This window comes from Methylotenera sp. (assembly GCF_036401095.1).
In the GTDB taxonomy this organism is placed as follows: Bacteria; Pseudomonadota; Gammaproteobacteria; order Burkholderiales; family Methylophilaceae; genus Methylotenera.
This window is the reverse complement of record NZ_DASWWA010000008.1, coordinates 43,722-61,934: the sequence shown is the minus strand read 5'-3', so window position 1 is coordinate 61,934 and position 18,213 is coordinate 43,722. Positions and strand designations below refer to the sequence as shown.

The window sequence follows — 18,213 nt, the reverse complement described above, 5'->3', positions numbered from 1 at the left end:
ACATTTATCACTAAGCGGGAGTAACCATCCCAAAAAAATTTCTTGCCAATTCTACATCAATTGCAATTTGCGCTTTTAATGCATCCAAACCATCAAACTTCATTTCATCACGTATTTTATGCAAAAACTCCACATGCACATGCTTGCCATACAAGTCACCATTAAAATCAAGCACATGCACTTCTAATGATAGTTTAGGCACCCCGGCAATCGTTGGGCGCACCCCTAAATTGGCCACTGCATTCAAACCGTCTAATTTTACTGCATATACCCCTTTTAATGCAGGCCGCTCATGCCGCATATGCACATTTGCAGTAGGAAAGCCAAGCTGACGCCCACGCTTTGCGCCGTGCACCACCTTACCGCTAATGCTGTAACCACGGCCTAACAGTGATGCCGCTTCTTGCAAATGCCCATCAGCCAAAGCTGAGCGCACTCTGGTGCTAGAAACCCTAACACCGGCCATGTCGACCTGCGGCAAACTCACCAAGTTAAACCCTGCCGCCACAAAATCATCTACAGAGCCAGCGCGTTTTGCGCCAAAGCGAAAATCCTCACCAACCAGTATCGCCTCAGCATGAATCGCATGGCGTAAAATATCTTGCATGAAAGCTTCAGCCGTCACCTTAGCAAAGCGCTGATTAAACTTACACACATAAACACGCCCCACCCCTGCCTGCGCAAAGTACTCCAACTTTTCGCGCATAGAACAGAGCCGCGCTGGCGCGCTTTCTGGTGTAAAGAACTCACGTGGGTGGGGCTCAAATGTCATCACCGCGGCCTCTAAATTAGAAGCTAACGCAGTTTGCTTAAGTTGCGCAAATAACGCTTGATGTCCTAAATGCATGCCATCGAAATTACCTATCGCCAATGCACATGGCGGCTGCAAGTTGGTGGGAATGTGTCTAAAAATCTGCATCTATCGGCTCACTCTACGCATATAGTCACGCAGCCTAAACCCTAACAACAAGAGCATGGCAAAATAACTCACTGCACCTAGCACCACCAAGCCACTTAAATAAACTAAACGCTGCATTAAACCCAAGCCTAACCACAAACTGACATCACCCATCGCAAAGTGCAGTACCACACCCATCACACTTAATGCCAGCAGTAACTTGGCCATAAACAGCAGCCAACCTGATTGCGGATGGAAGATATGGGCTTTACGTAAGTGGTGATATAACAAGCTGGCATTCAGACAGGCGCCCACGCCTATTGCCAACGCCAGGCCTACATGCTGCAAATTCAGCCCAAAAACAAACACTAGATTCATGACCTGTGTCATCACCAAGGTAAATACGGCAATCTTGACTGGGGTTTTGATATTTTGCCGCGCATAAAAGCCAGGCGCCAAAATTTTAACCAGAATCAACCCGAGCAAGCCCACGCTGTAGGCAATTAAGGCCTGCTGCGTCATCAGCACATCTAATGACGTAAATTTGCCATAGTTAAACAAAGTCACAACTAAAGGCGTCGCCAACACGGCCAAGGCAACCGCGGCAGGTGCAGCCAAAATAAAGGTTAAGCGCAAGCCCCAGTCCAGCAATTGCGAGTACTCGCTATCATCTTTGCCAGCATAAGCCTTAGATAAGCTAGGTAGCAATATGGTGCCTAGCGCAACGCCGAGCACCCCAGTCGGAAACTCCATCAGGCGGTCTGCGTAATAAAGCCAACTAACGCTACCTGTATTTAAGAATGAAGCAAAAATCGTATTCAGTATCAGTGATATCTGCGCCACAGACACGCCAAGTACCGCAGGGCCCATTAACTTCAGTATGCGCCAGACACCCTCATCATCAGATTTAAAATCAAGCTTAGGTAACAGGCCTATCTGCTTTAAAAATGGCACCTGAAACGCTAATTGCAAAAATCCACCGATAAACACCGCCCACGCTAACACCTTAACCGGTTCATCAAAGTAAGGCGCAAAAAATAAGATGGCAACAATCATCGCCACGTTGAGCCACACCGGTGTAAAGGCTGGCACACCAAATTTATTATAGGTGTTGAGTACCCCGCCAGCCATGGACACTAAAGATATAAAGAAAATATATGGGAAAGTAATACGCAGCAACTCTATAGTCAGCTGCATTTTCACCGCATCCCCCCTAAAACCGGGAGCGACCAAACTAACAATCCAAGGCGCGGCCAACATACCGATGATGGTAACCGCCACCAGAATCAGGCCGAGCCAAGTGGCAACCCGATTGATCAGATGATGCGTTTCATCAAAACCGCGCTGGCTTTTGTATTCAGACAAAATAGGCACAAACGCCTGGCTGAAGGCGCCTTCAGCAGAAATTCTGCGCAATAAATTAGGAATTTTAAACGCGACGATAAAGGCGTCACTCAGCATACCTGCACCAAATACACGTGCAATCAGCGTATCGCGCACGAAGCCCAAAATACGCGAAACAAAAGTCATGCTGCCGACTTTAGCCAGCGCGTTGAGTAAATTCATGCTTTATCGTTATAATGTAGGTGAAGAAAAGTATAGCATTAACAACATATTGCGTAATTTTAACACGCCAATAGTCACTAGGTATTATTTACAAACATATTTGCATTATTTTAACTTGCAATATATTTATAAAATGCTATGATTACGGGCTTCGTATTTTGAATAGCTTTTTAGGAAAAACAGATGGCAAATACCGCACAAGCAAGAAAACGTGCTCGTCAAGCAGTTAAGCAACGCGCTCACAATGCAAGCTTGCGTTCTACTTTGCGCACAGCAATTAAAAAAATCATTAAAGCTGTAGAAGCTGGCGATAAAGCTGCAGCTACTGCTGCGTACTCAGAGAATGTAAGTGTTATTGACCGCATTGCGGACAAAAACATCATTCACAAGAACAAAGCATCACGTCATAAAAGCCGCTTAAACGCTGCAATTAAAGCGATGGCATAATTAGCCTCGCAAGTGTTTGCACTTGCGTCGTTATTTAAATCAAATAAAAAAGCCGAACCGATGTTCGGCTTTTTTATTGTCCACTGGTTCTATAAGACTCTACATATTAAATACGCTTCAAACTGCCTTTGCGCGCTTGAACATATTTAACAACACGCTGATTCTTATCAAACCAAAAAATTACCGACCTTTCATAATCGGTGATGAAATGATAAGCAGCCTCTTTATGTTCGTAATAATCACTTATATTTTCTTTGATTCGATTAGCAGTTGAACCAACATCAAGATATAGGTATTTATTGTAAATATTGGGTTTAAGATAAGTTACTGTCAAAATCGTAGCTTGATCAGGGCCACTGATATTGACAATCACGCCATCATATAAGTAATTATAACCATCAGGCATAACCTCTTTTGACAGAGGCGTTCCTAGCAATCTGAGCATGTCATTGTAGTTATTAACACCAGGCTCCAAATAAGGCGGCTTAGCTAATGCCGCCCAACTGAACCCGCACAGCAGCAAAATGATTAAGGTACGAAATACTGCAAGCTTCAACATGTATCTCACTTACTTAATATTGATGAGGGGTACAGAACCACCTGTGACCTGCGGTAAACGGCCATCCCATTTCTCCAGAGCCACTCGCTGATTTTCTATCTCACGCAACTTCAGCAGATCCGGTGTTATTTCTTGTTTTTGCAAGCGCAGTGACTCGGCCTCCGCCTTGGCTGATGCGATTTTCTGTTCAGCCTCTACGCGTATCCTTTCCAGATCACGCTCAGCTTTCAGCTTCAATTGCTCAGCGGTCGTTTTGGCTTCAATGGCTTGGTTAAAGCTTTCGGAGAATCGGAAATTGACGATGCTGAACTCATCGATCTGAATGCCGTGACGCAACAGCCTGTCACGCATGAACTGGCTGATCTGATCGCGCACTTCTGGGCGCTTGCTAATCAGTTCTTCCGCTGTGTATTTAGCGGTAGTGGCTTTGGTTGCCTCTTGTACCGCAGGAATGATAATACGGTCACCCACAGAGTTCAAATCACCAATCGCTTGATAGGTTTCAGCTACGCGGTTTGGAATCAAATGATAGTTAAGTGCGATCTTGGCGTGCACTTGTTGCAAGTCACGCGAAGCTGCATCGCCGTCTCCTTCACCTTTTTGAATTTGTACATTAATTTCAGTCACTTGTTGCATGATTGGGATACGGAGGTGCAGCCCTTCCTCTAGCACTGTTGGATTAACCTTACCGAAAGTCGTAATCACGCCGCGGTTACCTGCGTTAATGACCACAAACGGATTCAGCCAAGAGATAAGGATGAGTGCTGCAATCAATATCGCGACATATTTAATTGCCCTGATTGCGCCAGATTGAGACTGAACTGAGGGGTTATTGAGTATAGCCATAATGTCTCTCTATTTTTTTAAAGTTATTAGTAAGTAAATAGTACCAAATTCTTAATAAAAATCTTAAATCAAATAAAAAGGACATAAAAAAAGACCTAGTCACATCATGACCAGGTCTTGGGTCTTGCAGACGATTAACTATGCTTACTCGCCGATTTTGAGTTCAGAGCGCACTTGCATCGCCAATTTAATTGCATCATCACGATTGGTACCCAGTACAGTGAAGTGACCCATTTTCCTACCCGCACGCGCTTCCGCTTTACCATACAGGTGCATTTTAAGCGTAGGAGCACCCAGCGCTAATTGCCAAGCTGGCTCGGTTTGCGGCGCTTCACTTGGCCAAATATCACCAAGCAGATTAACCATCACAGCTGGACTGTGCTGACGGCTGCTACCTAATGGTAAGCCTGTCATCACACGTACTTGCTGCTCAAACTGATTGGTAATACATGCATCCAAAGTGTAATGGCCTGAGTTATGCGGACGTGGCGCAATTTCATTCACCAGCAACTCACCGTCACACACAAAGAACTCAACACCCAGCACGCCAGTATATTGCAGCTTTTCAGCCACGCTGATTGCTAACTTCTGCGCCTGATGATTCACTGCATCACTGCCACGTGCCGGCACAATAGAGATATCCAAAATACCATTTAGATGGCTGTTTTCAGCAGTAGGGAAAGTTGCAACATGCCCATTTACATCACGCGCAAGCACCACAGAAACCTCGTAATCCAGCTTCAGCATTTTTTCCAGCACACACTCTTCTTGAGAGAATGCAGCAAAAGCCGCCTTAGCTTCGCTCAAATTGGCAACACGCGCCTGGCCTTTACCATCATAACCAAATCTTGCCACTTTAAGGATAGCTGGATAAATTTCACTATCATCCGCCGGTAAATCTGACTCGGCATCAATCACTGCATAAGGCGCCACCGGCAAGCCGGCTTCTTTCAGAAAATTCTTTTCACTCACTCTATGCTGCGCAATACCAACCGCCTCTGCAGATGGTCGCACCGGCACAGCCTGCGCCAATGTCCTCAAGGTTGCAGCAGGCACATTTTCAAATTCAGTGGTAATGGCTTGGCAAGTGGCTGCCATTTTAGCTAATGCATCAGCATCATCGTACTTAGCACAGATATGTACATCAGCAATTTTGCCAGCTGGGCTGTTTTGATCAGGGTCTAGCACCGTCACCTTATAACCCATTTCATGTGCGGCAATCACAAAAAAACGGCCTAATTGACCGCCACCCAACATACCCAGCATTGCTGGTGGAAGAATCATAGAAGATTGACTCATGGTTTGTCGCTTAACTCCATGTTAAATACTTTTTCTGTTTGTTTAGTACGAAACTCTGCCAATTTAGCAGACAGCGTAGCATCTTGGTTAGCAAGTATCGATACCGCAAATAAACCTGCATTGGCAGCGCCCGCATCACCTATAGCAAACGTTGCAACTGGAATACCTTTTGGCATCTGCACGATTGACAATAACGAATCCTGACCCTGCAAGTGCTTAGATGGCACTGGCACACCTAAAACCGGCAGCGTAGTTTTAGCAGCAACCATACCTGGCAGATGTGCAGCCCCGCCCGCACCGGCAATAATCACTTGAATACCTTTAGTGGCAGCCGTTTCTGCAAACTCAAACATCAAATCAGGTGTACGGTGTGCTGAAACCACTTTGGCTTCATAAGCCACACCAAAATCAGCAAGCATTTGCGCAGCATTCTTCATTACAGGCCAATCACTGTCTGACCCCATAATAATGGCTACCAACGGTTGATTATTTGCCACATGCATTCCTTTATGTAATCTAAATTAGAACTAGAGGATTTAATTAAACTAACGACTTTCCTATTGCAACCTTAGCCTTGCTTTAACAGGACCAGATTGTCACGATGAATCAATTCAGACTCATCCACATAACCTAAAATTGATTCTATCTGCTGACTAGGCTTACGCATCACCCGCGAGGTTTCACTCGCAGAGTAATTGACCAAACCACGTGCGATCTCATGACCATCAACATCTACACAGGCCACTACATCACCGCGCTCGAAATAACCCTCAACCGCAGTTACACCTATTGGCAGCAAACTTTTGCCTTCAGTCACCAGTACGCGCACAGCACCCGCATCCAGCACCAATTTACCATTAGTACGTAGGTGGTCCGCAAGCCACTGCTTACGAGCAGCAATCTTCATCTGCGCTGCTTCAAGATGGGTGCCAATTACTTCACCAGCACTCAAACGTACAAGTACGTTATGTTCACGACCAGAAGCAATCACGGTGTGCGCACCGCTACGCGCAGCACGCTTTGCTGCCAAAATCTTGGTCAACATACCGCCAGTACCTACACTGCTGCCTGCACCGCCAGCCATTTGCTCTAAAGCCAAATCACCTGCCGTTGCATGCTGCACAAATTGAGCATTGGGGTCTTTACGCGGGTCCGCAGAATACAAACCTTGCTGATCCGTTAGAATCACCAGAGTATCAGCCTCGATCAAATTAGCGACCAACGAACCTAAAGTATCGTTATCGCCAAACTTAATCTCATCAGTTACAACCGTGTCATTCTCATTAATAATCGGAATAACTTTTAAGTCCAGTAAAGTGCGCAATGTGGTGCGTGCATTTAAATAGCGCTTTCTATCAGCCAAATCATCATGCGTAAGCAATACTTGCGCAGTATGTAACTGATGCTGACTAAAACAGCGCTCATACATTTGCACCAAGCCCATTTGGCCGACCGCCGCAGCAGCTTGCAACTCATTGACAGCGACTGGACGCTTTTTCCAACCCAGCCTCTGCATGCCTTCAGCCACCGCACCGCTTGAAACCAAAATAACCTGCTTGCCTTGCTGTACCAGCGCAGCAATTTGCGCGGCCCACTCAGCGATAGCTACCTGGTCAAGACCATTGCCATTGTTAGTGACTAGGCTAGAGCCTACTTTCACTACAATGACTTTTGCATCTAGCACTAGAGAGTTAAATTCAGACGACTTCATTCCCAGCTTCTTTATCAGCAATAGCACTTACCACGGCTTCTTGTTTACTCTCAACAGCATCTTCTACATGCTGTTTACTTTCATCAATATGCTGCATGATGGCATAGGTCAGCTCTTTGCAACCAATGCCGCTAATGGCAGAAATTGCAAACACGCGCCCTTCCCAGCCATAAGCCTTCACAAAGTCTTCAACCACCTGTTTAGACTCTGGCAACATATCAATCTTATTCAGGACCAACCAGCGTGGCTTATTGTAAAGCGCCTCATCATACTTTCTGAGCTCCTCTACAATCGCCTTCGCTTCATGCACAGGATCAACTGCCTCATCAAATGGAGCGATATCAACTAGGTGTAGCAATAATGAGGTACGCTGTAAATGACGCAAGAACTGATGACCTAAACCAGCCCCCTCTGCCGCACCTTCGATAATTCCTGGAATATCCGCAATCACAAAGCTACGCTCAGCATCCACACGCACTACACCCAAGTTAGGATGCAATGTCGTAAACGGATAATCGGCAACTTTAGGTTTAGCTGCAGACACAGAGCGTATAAATGTAGACTTACCTGCGTTAGGCATGCCCAGTAAACCCACATCAGCCAACACTTTAAGCTCTAAATAAAGCTCAAACTCTTCACCAGGCTCACCTTTAGTACATTGACGCGGTGCACGATTCAAACTGGATTTAAAATGCACATTGCCCAAGCCGCCTTTGCCGCCAGTTGCCATTTGCGCACGCTGACCATGCTCGCTTAAATCCACCAGCATTTGCTCGCTAGACTTATCGGAAATTACGGTACCAACCGGCACACGCAAAATCATATCTTCGCCTTTAGCACCATAACACTCAGCACTACGCCCATTTTCACCACGCTCAGCCCTAAAGCTACGGGTATAACGGTAATCAACTAAAGTATTGATGTTACGATCTGCTTCGATAATGATAGAACCACCACGGCCGCCATCACCGCCGCTAGGGCCACCCATCGGCTCGTATTTTTCACGACGAAACGTAGCTACGCCGTTACCGCCGTCACCCGCATAGATTTTAATAGTAGCTTCGTCAATAAATTTCATAATACCCAGACTGTATAATCAGTTCATGTAATTATCGCGCAAGATTATGTTTTGTAGGAGATTTTATAAAGTGTAATGACAAGCGCATTACCATTCAATAAGAAAAACACTACCTCATAACAAACTAGCAAGAACGCACGAATTGAAAAAACATTCTGCCAGCGCGTACCAAATAAAAAAGCCCTATCAAACGACAGGGCTTCTTAAATTATCGCAAAAAACTAAGCTGGAATAATATTCACAGTTTTACGTTTTAATGCGCCTTTAATTGTAAAGCTCACTTTACCGTCTGCTTTAGCATACAAAGTATGATCTTTACCCATACCTACGTTTTCACCAGCGTGCATTCTAGTGCCACGTTGACGCACGATAATGCTACCAGCTGAAACAAATTGCTCACCGAATGCTTTAACGCCTAAACGTTGGGCTTGTGAGTCGCGACCGTTACGTGAACTACCGCCTGCTTTTTTGTGTGCCATGATTTAATCCTTAACTTAACGATAACTGCTTATTTAGCAGCGATTGCTTCAATTTTAATTTCCGTATAACTTTGGCGATGGCCTTGTGTTTTACGGTAGTGCTTACGACGGCGGAATTTAAAAATCATTACTTTGTCGCCACGGCCGTGTGAAACAACCGTTGCTTTAACAGTAGCACCTTTAATAATTGGAGAACCAATTGTTGTGTTATCACCGTCAGAAACCATAAGAATTTGATCTAGCGTAACTGTGCCGCCAACTTCAACTTCTAGTTTCTCAACTTTTAATCTTTCGCCTTGAACTACGCGATATTGTTTACCACCAGTTTTGATTACTGCATACATGATTATGCCTTTAACTCATACTTCAAAAGAATCGCGCATTATACGCAATTTATCCTGTAAAGCAAACCTTAATCTAGCAAATTCACAAAAATATTAGATTAAATTTTGTCAGGTAAACTGCCGCTGCCTAATTAGCAATGCACAGCCAAGTGTTTGGTTGCACCCCAAGCAGAAAAACAACCCCCAAGAACCACTAAATACACATAGACTAGGTTTTGCCTACGGAAACTTAGCTTAACAATGGAGCAGCCAGCTTAAAAAACCAAAAACATTATTATATAGATGAATATGGTTAAAAAACCATGTCATTCAAAATCTAGGATTTAAATAGGCTGTGATAAAATCCGATTTCATTTTACAGGTTTTATTAATGTGACTCCAAGCATCATTCAATCTTGCATAAACGACGACATGCGCATGGTGGATACCACTATCCGCCAATCACTACATTCCGAAGTGACTCTAGTTAATCAAGTAGCCGAATACATTATCAACAGCGGCGGCAAAAGATTGCGCCCCATGCTTGTACTACTGTCAGCAGGCTTGTTTGGTGAAATCCAGGCGCAGCATCACCAATTAGCTGCGGTTGTTGAGTTTATCCATACAGCAACCTTGCTGCATGATGATGTCGTAGATGAGTCCTCCAAGCGCAGAGGTCAAAGCACAGCTAACGCTTTATTTGGTAACGCTGCTAGCGTATTGGTTGGCGACTTTGTTTACTCACGTGCATTTCAAATGATGGTTGCCGTACAGAATATGCGCGTCATGGAAGTTCTCAGCAATGCGACTAATGTGATTGCCGAAGGCGAAGTGCTACAACTACTTAACGTAAATAACGCTGACATTTCAGATGAGGCTTATTTACAAGTAATTCATTACAAAACCGCCAAGCTTTTTGAGGCCGCCACCAGACTAGGCGCCATCATCAGCGAGGCTAGCGAAAAAGACGAAGCCGCACTCACCGCTTACGGCATGCATTTGGGCACGGCTTTTCAGTTGATAGACGATATTCTGGATTTAAGCGGCAACAGTGAAGACATCGGTAAAAACCTAGGTGATGATTTAGCCGAAGGCAAACCAACACTGCCGCTTTTATACGCAATGCGTAACAGCAACGCCGAACAAAGCCAACTTATCCGCAATGCGATTGAGCAAGGCGGCTTGGAACATTTAACCCAGGTTGTAGAAATTGTGAAAAACTCTGGGGCACTTGATCATGTAAAGAAAATTGCTGAAGCAGAATCCGCACAATGCCGCGCGGCGATTGCGCATTTTCCGGAATCAAAATTCAAGCAAGCACTGATTGAGCTTGCAGATTTTGCAGTAACAAGAAGCTTTTAGCCGCGGAGTAAACCTCTGCTAAAAGCTGATATTTAGTTCAAGACGATTTTCTCACCACTATCCGCGTGGTAGTAAGTTAGATGCGCGCAATCACTAGTGCCGGCGGTTAAAGACCCGTCAAACAAAGACTGCCCTTCAACATCAACCACAGCGTATCCGTTGTGGTACAACGTCACCTCTGCCAACTTTGGCTTTTTCACTGCAATTTCACGCATCGCGAAACTAATGCAGTTTTCCTCCTCCGCCTCAGAATAGACTTCCCAATCTCTACCCCCCGCCAATTGTGATAACCAACTTGGCAAATCAACCTCAACACGGCAAATAATAGGCTCATCCCACTCTGGGTGATGCATCTCAGCCTGAACTAGTTCAGCTGCATTCAGTTGAAGATTAGTGTCTGTCATATTGTGTCCTTAATACAAATTACCGCTCTATTATAATATCAATTACCAACTCTATATTTGTGGCACCCTGCTTAAATTTCAAGTCTGAAGCCACAAACTAAACCATGATAGCTATAATCACTCAACGCGAAGACCGTGCATTAAGTTTACAGTTAGTTAACGGCACGTTATAGTTTTATCTTGAAGCGATGCCCACAACAAGCCCGACTAAAGGATTGCCATGCCTGATGCATTAAATGAAATATCTACTATCCTTCAACAAAGCAATACCTTATTTATCGCACTCTCTACGCTAATTGGCATGATGGTCGGCAGCTTTTTAAACGTCGTTATCCACCGCTTACCCAAAATGATGGAGCAAGAGTGGCATAACAACTGCCTAGAGTTGCAAGGGAAAGAGATTCCTCCTGCAACCAAATACAACCTATGCCATCCGCGCTCTGCCTGCCCGCACTGTGGCCACCACATATCAGCTTTGGAAAATATCCCTATCATTAGCTACTTGGCACTGAAAGGGCGCTGTAAAGGATGCAAAACTCCGATCAGCATGCGCTACCCTCTGATTGAAGCACTAACCGGCACTTTAATTGGCGCGATCAGCTGGAAGTTTGGCTATTCCAGCATCACCTTGATGGCATGGATATTTGCGTTAGCGCTTATCGCACTGACTTTTATTGATTTTGACACCCAGCTTCTACCAGATGACATTACCCTGCCACTACTGTGGCTAGGTATTTTATTTAACTTAAATACTGGCTTGACGGATTTAAAGTCTGCCGTCATTGGTGCCATGGCTGGATATCTGGTGCTGTGGTCGGTTTATTGGCTATTTAAGCTGATTCGGGGCAAAGAAGGCATGGGCTATGGTGACTTCAAACTATTAGCAGCAATTGGCGCTTGGTTTGGCTGGCAGCTATTGCCTGCCGTGGTACTGCTATCCTCCACACTAGGCGCAATCATCGGCATTGCTTTAATCGTAGTCACCAATCGCGGTAAAGAAGTACCCATGCCGTTTGGCCCATTCTTAGCTATTGGTGGTATTGCTGCATTATTTTTTGGCCAATCACTGGCCACGCTTTACTTACCGTAGTTCAGCCATGTACGTCGTAGCACTCACTGGCGGAATCGGCTCGGGCAAAAGCGAAGCTTCTAGGCATTTTTCCAGCCTAGGCATTCCAGTGGTAGATACAGATGTGATTGCACATGAACTAACTGCGATTGGCAGCCCGTTACTCAAGGAAATTCAGCGCATATTTGGCGCACATTTTTTTAATGCCGATGGTACGCTTAACCGTGCCAAACTCCGTCAGCACATCCTCAGCGACGCCGATGAAAAGGCTAAGCTGGAACAATTGCTGCACCCGGCTATCTATCAACAGGCATGGAAAACCCTACAAAATAATGAACAAAACCTGCATCCAAACTATCAATTATTAGTGGTGCCACTGCTGTTTGAAAATAAGCGCTATCAATCTATTGCCAATACAACTTTAGTGATTGATTGCGATGAGTCATTACAAATCCAGCGCGCAATGAGCCGTAGCCAGCTAACGGCCGATGAGGTGAAAAAGTTAATGCTCGCACAAACATCGAGAGAAAATAGACGCAATCTTGCCGATGCAATCATAGATAACAGCAGCACCGTACAAGAGTTAACGGAAAAAATTAATGAATTCCATAAAAAACTTATTAAGACTTGCATAGTTAGCAAATAAATTTGATAATCCAGTTCAACTTTTAAATTCAATGCAACGGCCTAACCGAAAAAAAGCATTTGGCTACATGATTAAACATGCCTAGTTACGACTATCCTTTTAATGAACGCATACGCACGCTGCTGCGCGTAGAGGATTTGTTTGCCAAAGTTTTGCATAACGTTGCTGCAGAGCATGAGTTTCAACACCACTGCGCTCTGCTAACGCTGTTACAAATTTTGGATGTAGTAGACCGCGCTGAACTCAAGGTTGATTTACTGCAAGAACTTGACCGCCAGAAAACAGCTATGCGCATGTTAATTGGCAACCCTATTATTTCTGCAGAGGCGCTAGAAGCAACACTAGACGATATAAGCGTAGCTTCAGATGCGTTACGTGCAGAAACCACTAAACTCGGGCAAACCTTACGCGCCAACGAATGGTTAATGAGCATTAAACAACGCGCAGGTATCCCAGGTGGTGTATGTGAGTTTGATGTGCCGTCCTACCACTACTGGTTAGGTCTTGGTGCGGAGCGCCGAAAGCATGACTTGGAGTCATGGATCAAACCGCTGATTCCAATGCAGCAGGCTATCATTATTATCTTACGTATTTTGCGCGGTAGCGGCAGCACCAACAAACTGGTTGCAACTAATGGTGTTTACCAACAAATGCTGGGCGGCGTAAGACCAGCGCAAATGTTGAAAATCAACCTTGCGGACAACCTCAACTGCTTCCCTGAGGTAAGCGCCAACAAATACGCGATCAATATTAGATTTAATACGCTGGACTGCACACAAAAACCTCAAAAATTTGAAGAAGATGTAGACTTCACTTTAACGCTATGTAATCTTTAAGTGCAATACGCCTAAACAAGTCACATCCATCTTCAAGATATAATGCTTAAACCATAAAGCAATAGCAAAGCACCTACATATGACCCAAAACAAACGGCTGGTTGCATGCCCGACATGCAAAAAACTAGTGGAATTTTCTCCACTTAACGCCTATAGGCCATTTTGTAGCAAACGCTGTGAAATGATAGATTTGGGCGCTTGGGCCAATGAAGACTACGCAATACCGGCAGTAGCAAAAGATAATGACTTACCTGATGAATTAACACAGTAAGCACTTAATCCACGATAAATCTCACGGTGTTCAATATGATAATGACGCAGCTACACCTAATACGTAACCACATACAGCGTAACTTGCGTTATGGCTTAGCGTTAATACTTACCGCCACAGCCACACTAAGTTATGCGCAAGAGAGCATTAGCATCCACAACCCGTGGGTAAAAGCCACCTACCCAGGACAGAGTGTCAGCGCCGGATACATGACAATCACCAGTGCCAATGATGTGACTTTAGTGAAGATTGAAAGTGACGTGAGCGATAGCGTGGAAATTCACAGCATGAAAATGGAAAATAACGTGATGAAAATGCGCATGCTAACCTCACTTCCATTAACTGCGGGCAAGCCTTACAAGCTAGAACCGGCAGGTTACCACTTTATGCTGTTCGATCTGAAAAAACCGTTAGCAGATACACAAACGGTGAACTTTGAACTGACATTTAAAAACAAGCAGAATGTTGAATTCAAACAAAGTGTAAAAGCCATGGTTAAGAGCGCAGAAAATATTAGCGGCCCAGCCAACCATGACAATCACGAACACCACCATAGCCACTGATTGACAGAACACACCAACTTATAGCGCACCCCATACATCGCGCTGCATCGCTATTCCATGTGCACCATAGACTCTTGCAGCATCCAGATCTTCCCGCAGCATACCACCTAGCGCAAACACAGGTAGTGCATAACCGGCAATCATCTGATTAAATACATCCCAACCAAGCGGCGATGCATCCGGGTGGCTTAACGTAGATTTAACTGGTGACAGTGTTACATAATCTAGCGCCAGCATTTTTGCGTGCGCTAGCTCCGCGGCATTATGACAAGAAGCCCCAACCAACAAGCCGTCAGGCTTAGTCGTAAGCTGCATCAGGCGCTGTGCTGACAAATGCACGCCAGAAGCGTTAAGCTGCTGCGCACTCTCTACATCGGTATTGATAAATACTTTCGCCTCAAACGGCTTTGCCAGCGCAATCACATGCTCGGCAAACAGCATTAAATCCTGCTTGGATAAGTGCGGTTCGCGCACTTGTATCATCATCAACCCATTTTCCAGCGCAATCTTTAAGCGCTCAAAAAACTGCGCCTCACCCATTTCTTTTAAATTAGTGATGGCATAAGTAGACGCTAAGCTGAGCGCAGTGAGAATTGGACTATTGGCTGGCAACATAGGCCCCACCGTGAGCTTTTCCGGATTTTGCCAGCTTAACAATTGATCCTCTAAACCAACCGGATCACCTTGCCACTCTACCACAATAAAAAAATGTAGCTTGACGGCCTTAGCTGGTGTGATTAACTTTCCTGCTTGATCATAACGCGCCTCATATTCGTAAGTGCGCGTAATCCATGAGTGAAAGCGTGTGACAACGATGCCCAACTCTTCCAGCAACTCTCTTTTCAGGGCTTGTGCCGGCGTCTCGTTAGGCTCTACTTTACCTCCTGGAAACTCCCAATAACCTTCCCAGGGCTTTCCGACTGGGCGCTCACCCAACAATACCATGCCGTTATCGCGCTGAATAATGCCAACAGCTGCCTCTGTCACTTGCGAAACAGGCATACTTGCAGCCGAATTATCTGAGGAGAAATTAAGGGCGCTGGTGCTCATGTTTTAGGTTTTCTTGTTAGCTTGAGTTAAATGCAGCTTAATGATGATTTAAGAGCGATAGTCTGCATTAATCTTTACGTAATCATACGAGAAGTCACATGTCCAAATCGTTACTGCGGCATCACCACGGTTAAGCACCACACGCACCACGATATCTGACTCACTCATTACGGCAGAGCCTTGTTCTTCTAGGTATGAAGCAGCTCTACCGCCTTTTTCAGCCACCAACACATCACCCAAATACAACTGTAAGGCATTTACATCCAAATCATCTACGCCTGCATAACCAATCGCAGCTAAGATACGGCCTAAATTAGGGTCTGATGCGAAAAATGCGGTTTTAACTAATGGTGAATGAGCAATGGCATAAGCCACTTTGCGGCACTCTTCTTCATTTTGGCCACGCTCGACAACAATCGACATAAACTTGGTTGCACCTTCACCGTCACGCACAATCGCTTGCGCCAGCTCAACCGCCACATCGGTAAATGCATCACGCAGCGCAATGTAATCTGCGCTATTTTCGGTAACTTCAGCGTTAGCCGCTTGGTTGGTCGCCATGAAAATCAGGCTGTCATTGGTCGAAGTATCGCCATCTACCGTAATGCAGTTAAATGACTTATTCACTGCGTACTGAATCATACTTTCGAGTGCAGATTGGCTAATCGCAGCATCAGTTGCAACGTAGCCTAACATGGTGGCCATATTAGGGTGAATCATGCCTGAGCCTTTGCTCATGCCAGTAATGGTGATGGTTTTACCACCCACGTTCAGTTGACGAGATGTGCCTTTAGCCACAATATCAGTGGTCATAATTGCTTCAGCTGCATTCAGCCAGTTATCAGCCTTTAAATTAGCGATAGCTGCCGGCAAACCAGCCACTACTTTATCAACAGGCAATGGCTCTAAAATCACGCCAGTAGAAAATGGCAGCACTTGATTCGCTTGGATACCAAGCAAGCTAGCTAGCGCATCACAACTTTGCTGAGCACGTTGCAACCCATCCTCGCCCGTACCTGCATTGGCACAACCAGTGTTAACTAGCAAAGCTCGAATTCCAGCTTGTTGCGCTAAAAAGTCTTTACACAGCACCACTGGCGCAGCACAGAAACGATTTTTAGTAAAAACACCGGCCACGCGCGTGCCTTCAGCAAGCTTAATCACCAATACATCTTTACGGTTAGGTTTTCTCACATGCGCTTCTACATAGCCTAACTCAACGCCGCTAACAGGCAATAAAGATGAAGCTAGGGGTGCAGTTAATTTAACTGGCATAACAGTTCCTTACTCAATTCAAATAATATTTAAAAACAAGCTGATTAAGTTTTACGCCAGGTTGTACCTTGTGGCGTATCTTCTAAAATAATGCCAGCTTCTGCCAGCTCTTTACGGATGCGGTCTGCCTCTGCAAAGTTTTTGGCCTGTTTTGCCTCAAGGCGCTTCGTGATTAAATCATCCACGTTCAACGCTACCGTCTCACCATTTGCAGCTAACATCGCACTACTAGCGTTTGACTTAGCCTGCAAAAACTCGTCAGAGTCACGTGACAATAGGCCAAGCACACCAGCCAAATGCTTAAGCAGGCTTGCCGCTTCGGCAGACTTGGTTTTATTCACCTCATTGGCCAAATCAAACAGCACCGCCATTGCTTCCGGCGTATTAAAGTCATCATCCATGGCTAGCTTAAAACGCGCAGCGTAAGGATTCTGCCAATCAATAGTGGTATCAGTAACATCTAAACCACGCAGCGCAGTATAAAGGCGCGTGAGCGCCAATTTGGCGTCATTCAAGTGCAGATCACTGTAATTAAGCGGGCTGCGATAGTGCGCGCGCAGGATAAAAAAGCGGATGACTTCTGCATCATATTTCTCCAGCACTCTACGTATCGTAAAGAAATTGCCTAAAGATTTAGACATTTTTTCATCATCAACACGCACAAAGCCGTTATGCATCCAGTAATTCACCATCTGACATGGCTTGCCATCATGGCTATGCGCAGCCTCAGACTGTGCGATTTCATTTTCATGATGCGGGAACTGTAAGTCTTGCCCGCCACCGTGAATATCAAAATGCTGACCTAGGTGATGCGAACTCATTGCCGAACATTCAATATGCCAGCCAGGTCGACCTTTACCCCAAGGTGAATCCCAGCTTGGCTCACCAGGCTTTGCTGCCTTCCATAATACAAAATCCATCGGGTCTTTTTTAAAGTTATCTACCTCAACGCGCTCACCCGCACGTAAGTCCTCTAAAGATTTGCCTGATAATTTGCCGTAACCTTGAAAGCTGCTCACTGAATAAAATACATCACCGTTAGCTGCTGGGTAGGCAAATCCTTTTTCAATTAGCGCAGTAATCATGGTGAGCATGCCGCCGACGAACTCGGTAGCTTTAGGCTCTATATCCGGGCGCAACACACCCAACTTGGCAGAGTCTTCATCCATGGCATCAATAAAGCGCTGGGTCAGCTGCGCAATGGTTTCGTTATTTTCATTGGCGCGTTTAATGATTTTGTCATCAATGTCGGTCACATTGCGTACATAAGTTACTTGATAGCCAGACGTCCTCAACCAGCGGCTCACCATATCAAAAACCACCATCACGCGCGCATGGCCTAAATGACAATAATCATAAACGGTCATACCGCATACATACATACTGACCTTGCCAGCAACAATCGGTGTAAATGTTTGCTTCTCGCGGGCTAATGTATTGTAAATTTTTAACATATATTTAAGAGCTAGAGGGTTGGTTATTTGTTTTTATCTGAAACTAAGCGCCCACCAAGCCGATTAATGTGCGCAAT

21 protein-coding genes are annotated in these 18,213 nt (G+C 45.2%); 7 read left to right on the top strand and 14 right to left on the bottom strand.

Annotated elements, in window-relative coordinates; all coding sequences use genetic code 11:
* Window positions 1-10: 10 nt before the first annotated feature.
* Together VGD82_RS07100 and murJ are read right to left on the bottom strand one after the other, a co-directional pair.
* Window positions 11-919, bottom strand: a complete 909-nt coding sequence (locus VGD82_RS07100; protein WP_331019736.1) for a bifunctional riboflavin kinase/FAD synthetase — start codon at window positions 917-919, stop codon at window positions 11-13.
* Window positions 920-2,464 carry a murein biosynthesis integral membrane protein MurJ gene (gene murJ, locus VGD82_RS07095; RefSeq protein WP_331019735.1) on the bottom strand — a complete coding sequence of 515 codons (1,545 nt, stop codon included), beginning with the start codon at window positions 2,462-2,464 and terminating at the stop codon, window positions 920-922.
* A 183-nt stretch (window positions 2,465-2,647) separates the two neighbouring features.
* Here murJ and rpsT point away from each other — a divergent pair, with 183 nt between their 5' ends.
* Window positions 2,648-2,911: a 30S ribosomal protein S20 gene (rpsT, locus tag VGD82_RS07090; protein WP_015831476.1), complete on the top strand. Its 264-nt coding sequence runs from the start codon at window positions 2,648-2,650 to the stop codon at window positions 2,909-2,911.
* 106 nt (window positions 2,912-3,017) lie between these two features.
* Here the strand turns inward: rpsT and VGD82_RS07085 are convergent, their stop codons facing one another.
* The 8 genes from VGD82_RS07085 to rplU all read right to left on the bottom strand — a co-directional run bounded on the left by VGD82_RS07085 (window position 3,018) and on the right by rplU (window position 9,227).
* Window positions 3,018-3,470 (bottom strand): hypothetical protein, encoded by a 453-nt coding sequence (locus VGD82_RS07085; RefSeq protein WP_331019734.1) that lies wholly within the window; start codon window positions 3,468-3,470, stop codon window positions 3,018-3,020.
* A 9-nt stretch (window positions 3,471-3,479) separates the two neighbouring features.
* Window positions 3,480-4,316: a prohibitin family protein gene (locus tag VGD82_RS07080; RefSeq protein WP_331019733.1), complete on the bottom strand. Its 837-nt coding sequence runs from the start codon at window positions 4,314-4,316 to the stop codon at window positions 3,480-3,482.
* A 144-nt stretch (window positions 4,317-4,460) separates the two neighbouring features.
* Complete coding sequence (locus tag VGD82_RS07075; protein ID WP_331019732.1) at window positions 4,461-5,615, bottom strand: 5-(carboxyamino)imidazole ribonucleotide synthase; 1,155 nt, start codon at window positions 5,613-5,615, stop codon at window positions 4,461-4,463.
* Window positions 5,612-6,118: a 5-(carboxyamino)imidazole ribonucleotide mutase gene (gene purE, locus VGD82_RS07070; protein ID WP_331019731.1), complete on the bottom strand. Its 507-nt coding sequence runs from the start codon at window positions 6,116-6,118 to the stop codon at window positions 5,612-5,614. Before purE ends, VGD82_RS07075 begins: the two co-directional genes overlap by 4 nt.
* Before the next feature lie 65 nt (window positions 6,119-6,183).
* On the bottom strand, window positions 6,184-7,326 hold the full coding sequence (proB, locus tag VGD82_RS07065) for a glutamate 5-kinase (protein WP_331019730.1): 1,143 nt from the start codon (window positions 7,324-7,326) through the stop codon (window positions 6,184-6,186).
* Window positions 7,313-8,404, bottom strand: a complete 1,092-nt coding sequence (gene cgtA / locus VGD82_RS07060) for an Obg family GTPase CgtA (protein ID WP_331019729.1) — start codon at window positions 8,402-8,404, stop codon at window positions 7,313-7,315. Before cgtA ends, proB begins: the two co-directional genes overlap by 14 nt.
* A 221-nt stretch (window positions 8,405-8,625) precedes the next feature.
* Window positions 8,626-8,883: a 50S ribosomal protein L27 gene (gene rpmA, locus VGD82_RS07055; RefSeq protein WP_015831469.1), complete on the bottom strand. Its 258-nt coding sequence runs from the start codon at window positions 8,881-8,883 to the stop codon at window positions 8,626-8,628.
* Between the two features lie 29 nt (window positions 8,884-8,912).
* Complete coding sequence (gene rplU, locus VGD82_RS07050; RefSeq protein ID WP_015831468.1) at window positions 8,913-9,227, bottom strand: 50S ribosomal protein L21; 315 nt, start codon at window positions 9,225-9,227, stop codon at window positions 8,913-8,915.
* A gap of 372 nt (window positions 9,228-9,599) precedes the next feature.
* Here rplU and ispB point away from each other — a divergent pair, with 372 nt between their 5' ends.
* Window positions 9,600-10,568: an octaprenyl diphosphate synthase gene (gene ispB, locus VGD82_RS07045; RefSeq protein ID WP_331019728.1), complete on the top strand. Its 969-nt coding sequence runs from the start codon at window positions 9,600-9,602 to the stop codon at window positions 10,566-10,568.
* Window positions 10,569-10,600: 32 nt separating this feature from the next.
* On the opposite strand, the gene VGD82_RS07040 is transcribed toward ispB, so the two are convergent.
* Window positions 10,601-10,972, bottom strand: a complete 372-nt coding sequence (locus VGD82_RS07040) for a hypothetical protein (protein ID WP_331019727.1) — start codon at window positions 10,970-10,972, stop codon at window positions 10,601-10,603.
* Window positions 10,973-11,192: 220 nt separating this feature from the next.
* Between VGD82_RS07040 and VGD82_RS07035 the strand changes: the two genes are divergently transcribed.
* From VGD82_RS07035 to VGD82_RS07015, 5 genes are all read left to right on the top strand, one after another.
* On the top strand, window positions 11,193-12,062 hold the full coding sequence (locus VGD82_RS07035) for an A24 family peptidase (protein WP_331019726.1): 870 nt from the start codon (window positions 11,193-11,195) through the stop codon (window positions 12,060-12,062).
* A complete protein-coding gene (gene coaE, locus VGD82_RS07030; RefSeq protein ID WP_331019725.1) occupies window positions 12,028-12,687 on the top strand; it encodes a dephospho-CoA kinase in 660 nt (219 codons plus the stop codon). Before VGD82_RS07035 ends, coaE begins: the two co-directional genes overlap by 35 nt.
* Window positions 12,688-12,764: 77 nt before the next feature.
* Window positions 12,765-13,523: a cell division protein ZapD gene (zapD, locus tag VGD82_RS07025; RefSeq protein ID WP_331019724.1), complete on the top strand. Its 759-nt coding sequence runs from the start codon at window positions 12,765-12,767 to the stop codon at window positions 13,521-13,523.
* Between the two features lie 79 nt (window positions 13,524-13,602).
* A complete protein-coding gene (locus tag VGD82_RS07020; protein ID WP_331019723.1) occupies window positions 13,603-13,794 on the top strand; it encodes a DNA gyrase inhibitor YacG in 192 nt (63 codons plus the stop codon).
* Window positions 13,795-13,835: 41 nt separating this feature from the next.
* The gene (locus VGD82_RS07015) at window positions 13,836-14,357 is read left to right on the top strand and encodes a copper chaperone PCu(A)C (RefSeq protein WP_331019722.1); all 522 of its coding nucleotides are present in this window, start codon (window positions 13,836-13,838) and stop codon (window positions 14,355-14,357) included.
* An 18-nt stretch (window positions 14,358-14,375) separates the two neighbouring features.
* Here VGD82_RS07015 and VGD82_RS07010 read toward each other — a convergent pair whose 3' ends face one another.
* The 3 genes from VGD82_RS07010 to cysS are packed head-to-tail and all read right to left on the bottom strand — an operon-like array spanning window position 14,376 to window position 18,136.
* Complete coding sequence (locus VGD82_RS07010; RefSeq protein WP_331019721.1) at window positions 14,376-15,407, bottom strand: Nudix family hydrolase; 1,032 nt, start codon at window positions 15,405-15,407, stop codon at window positions 14,376-14,378.
* Between the two features lie 48 nt (window positions 15,408-15,455).
* Window positions 15,456-16,682 carry a bifunctional glutamate N-acetyltransferase/amino-acid acetyltransferase ArgJ gene (gene argJ / locus VGD82_RS07005; RefSeq protein WP_331019720.1) on the bottom strand — a complete coding sequence of 409 codons (1,227 nt, stop codon included), beginning with the start codon at window positions 16,680-16,682 and terminating at the stop codon, window positions 15,456-15,458.
* A gap of 44 nt (window positions 16,683-16,726) precedes the next feature.
* Complete coding sequence (gene cysS / locus VGD82_RS07000) at window positions 16,727-18,136, bottom strand: cysteine--tRNA ligase (protein WP_331019719.1); 1,410 nt, start codon at window positions 18,134-18,136, stop codon at window positions 16,727-16,729.
* Window positions 18,137-18,213: the final 77 nt, after the last annotated feature.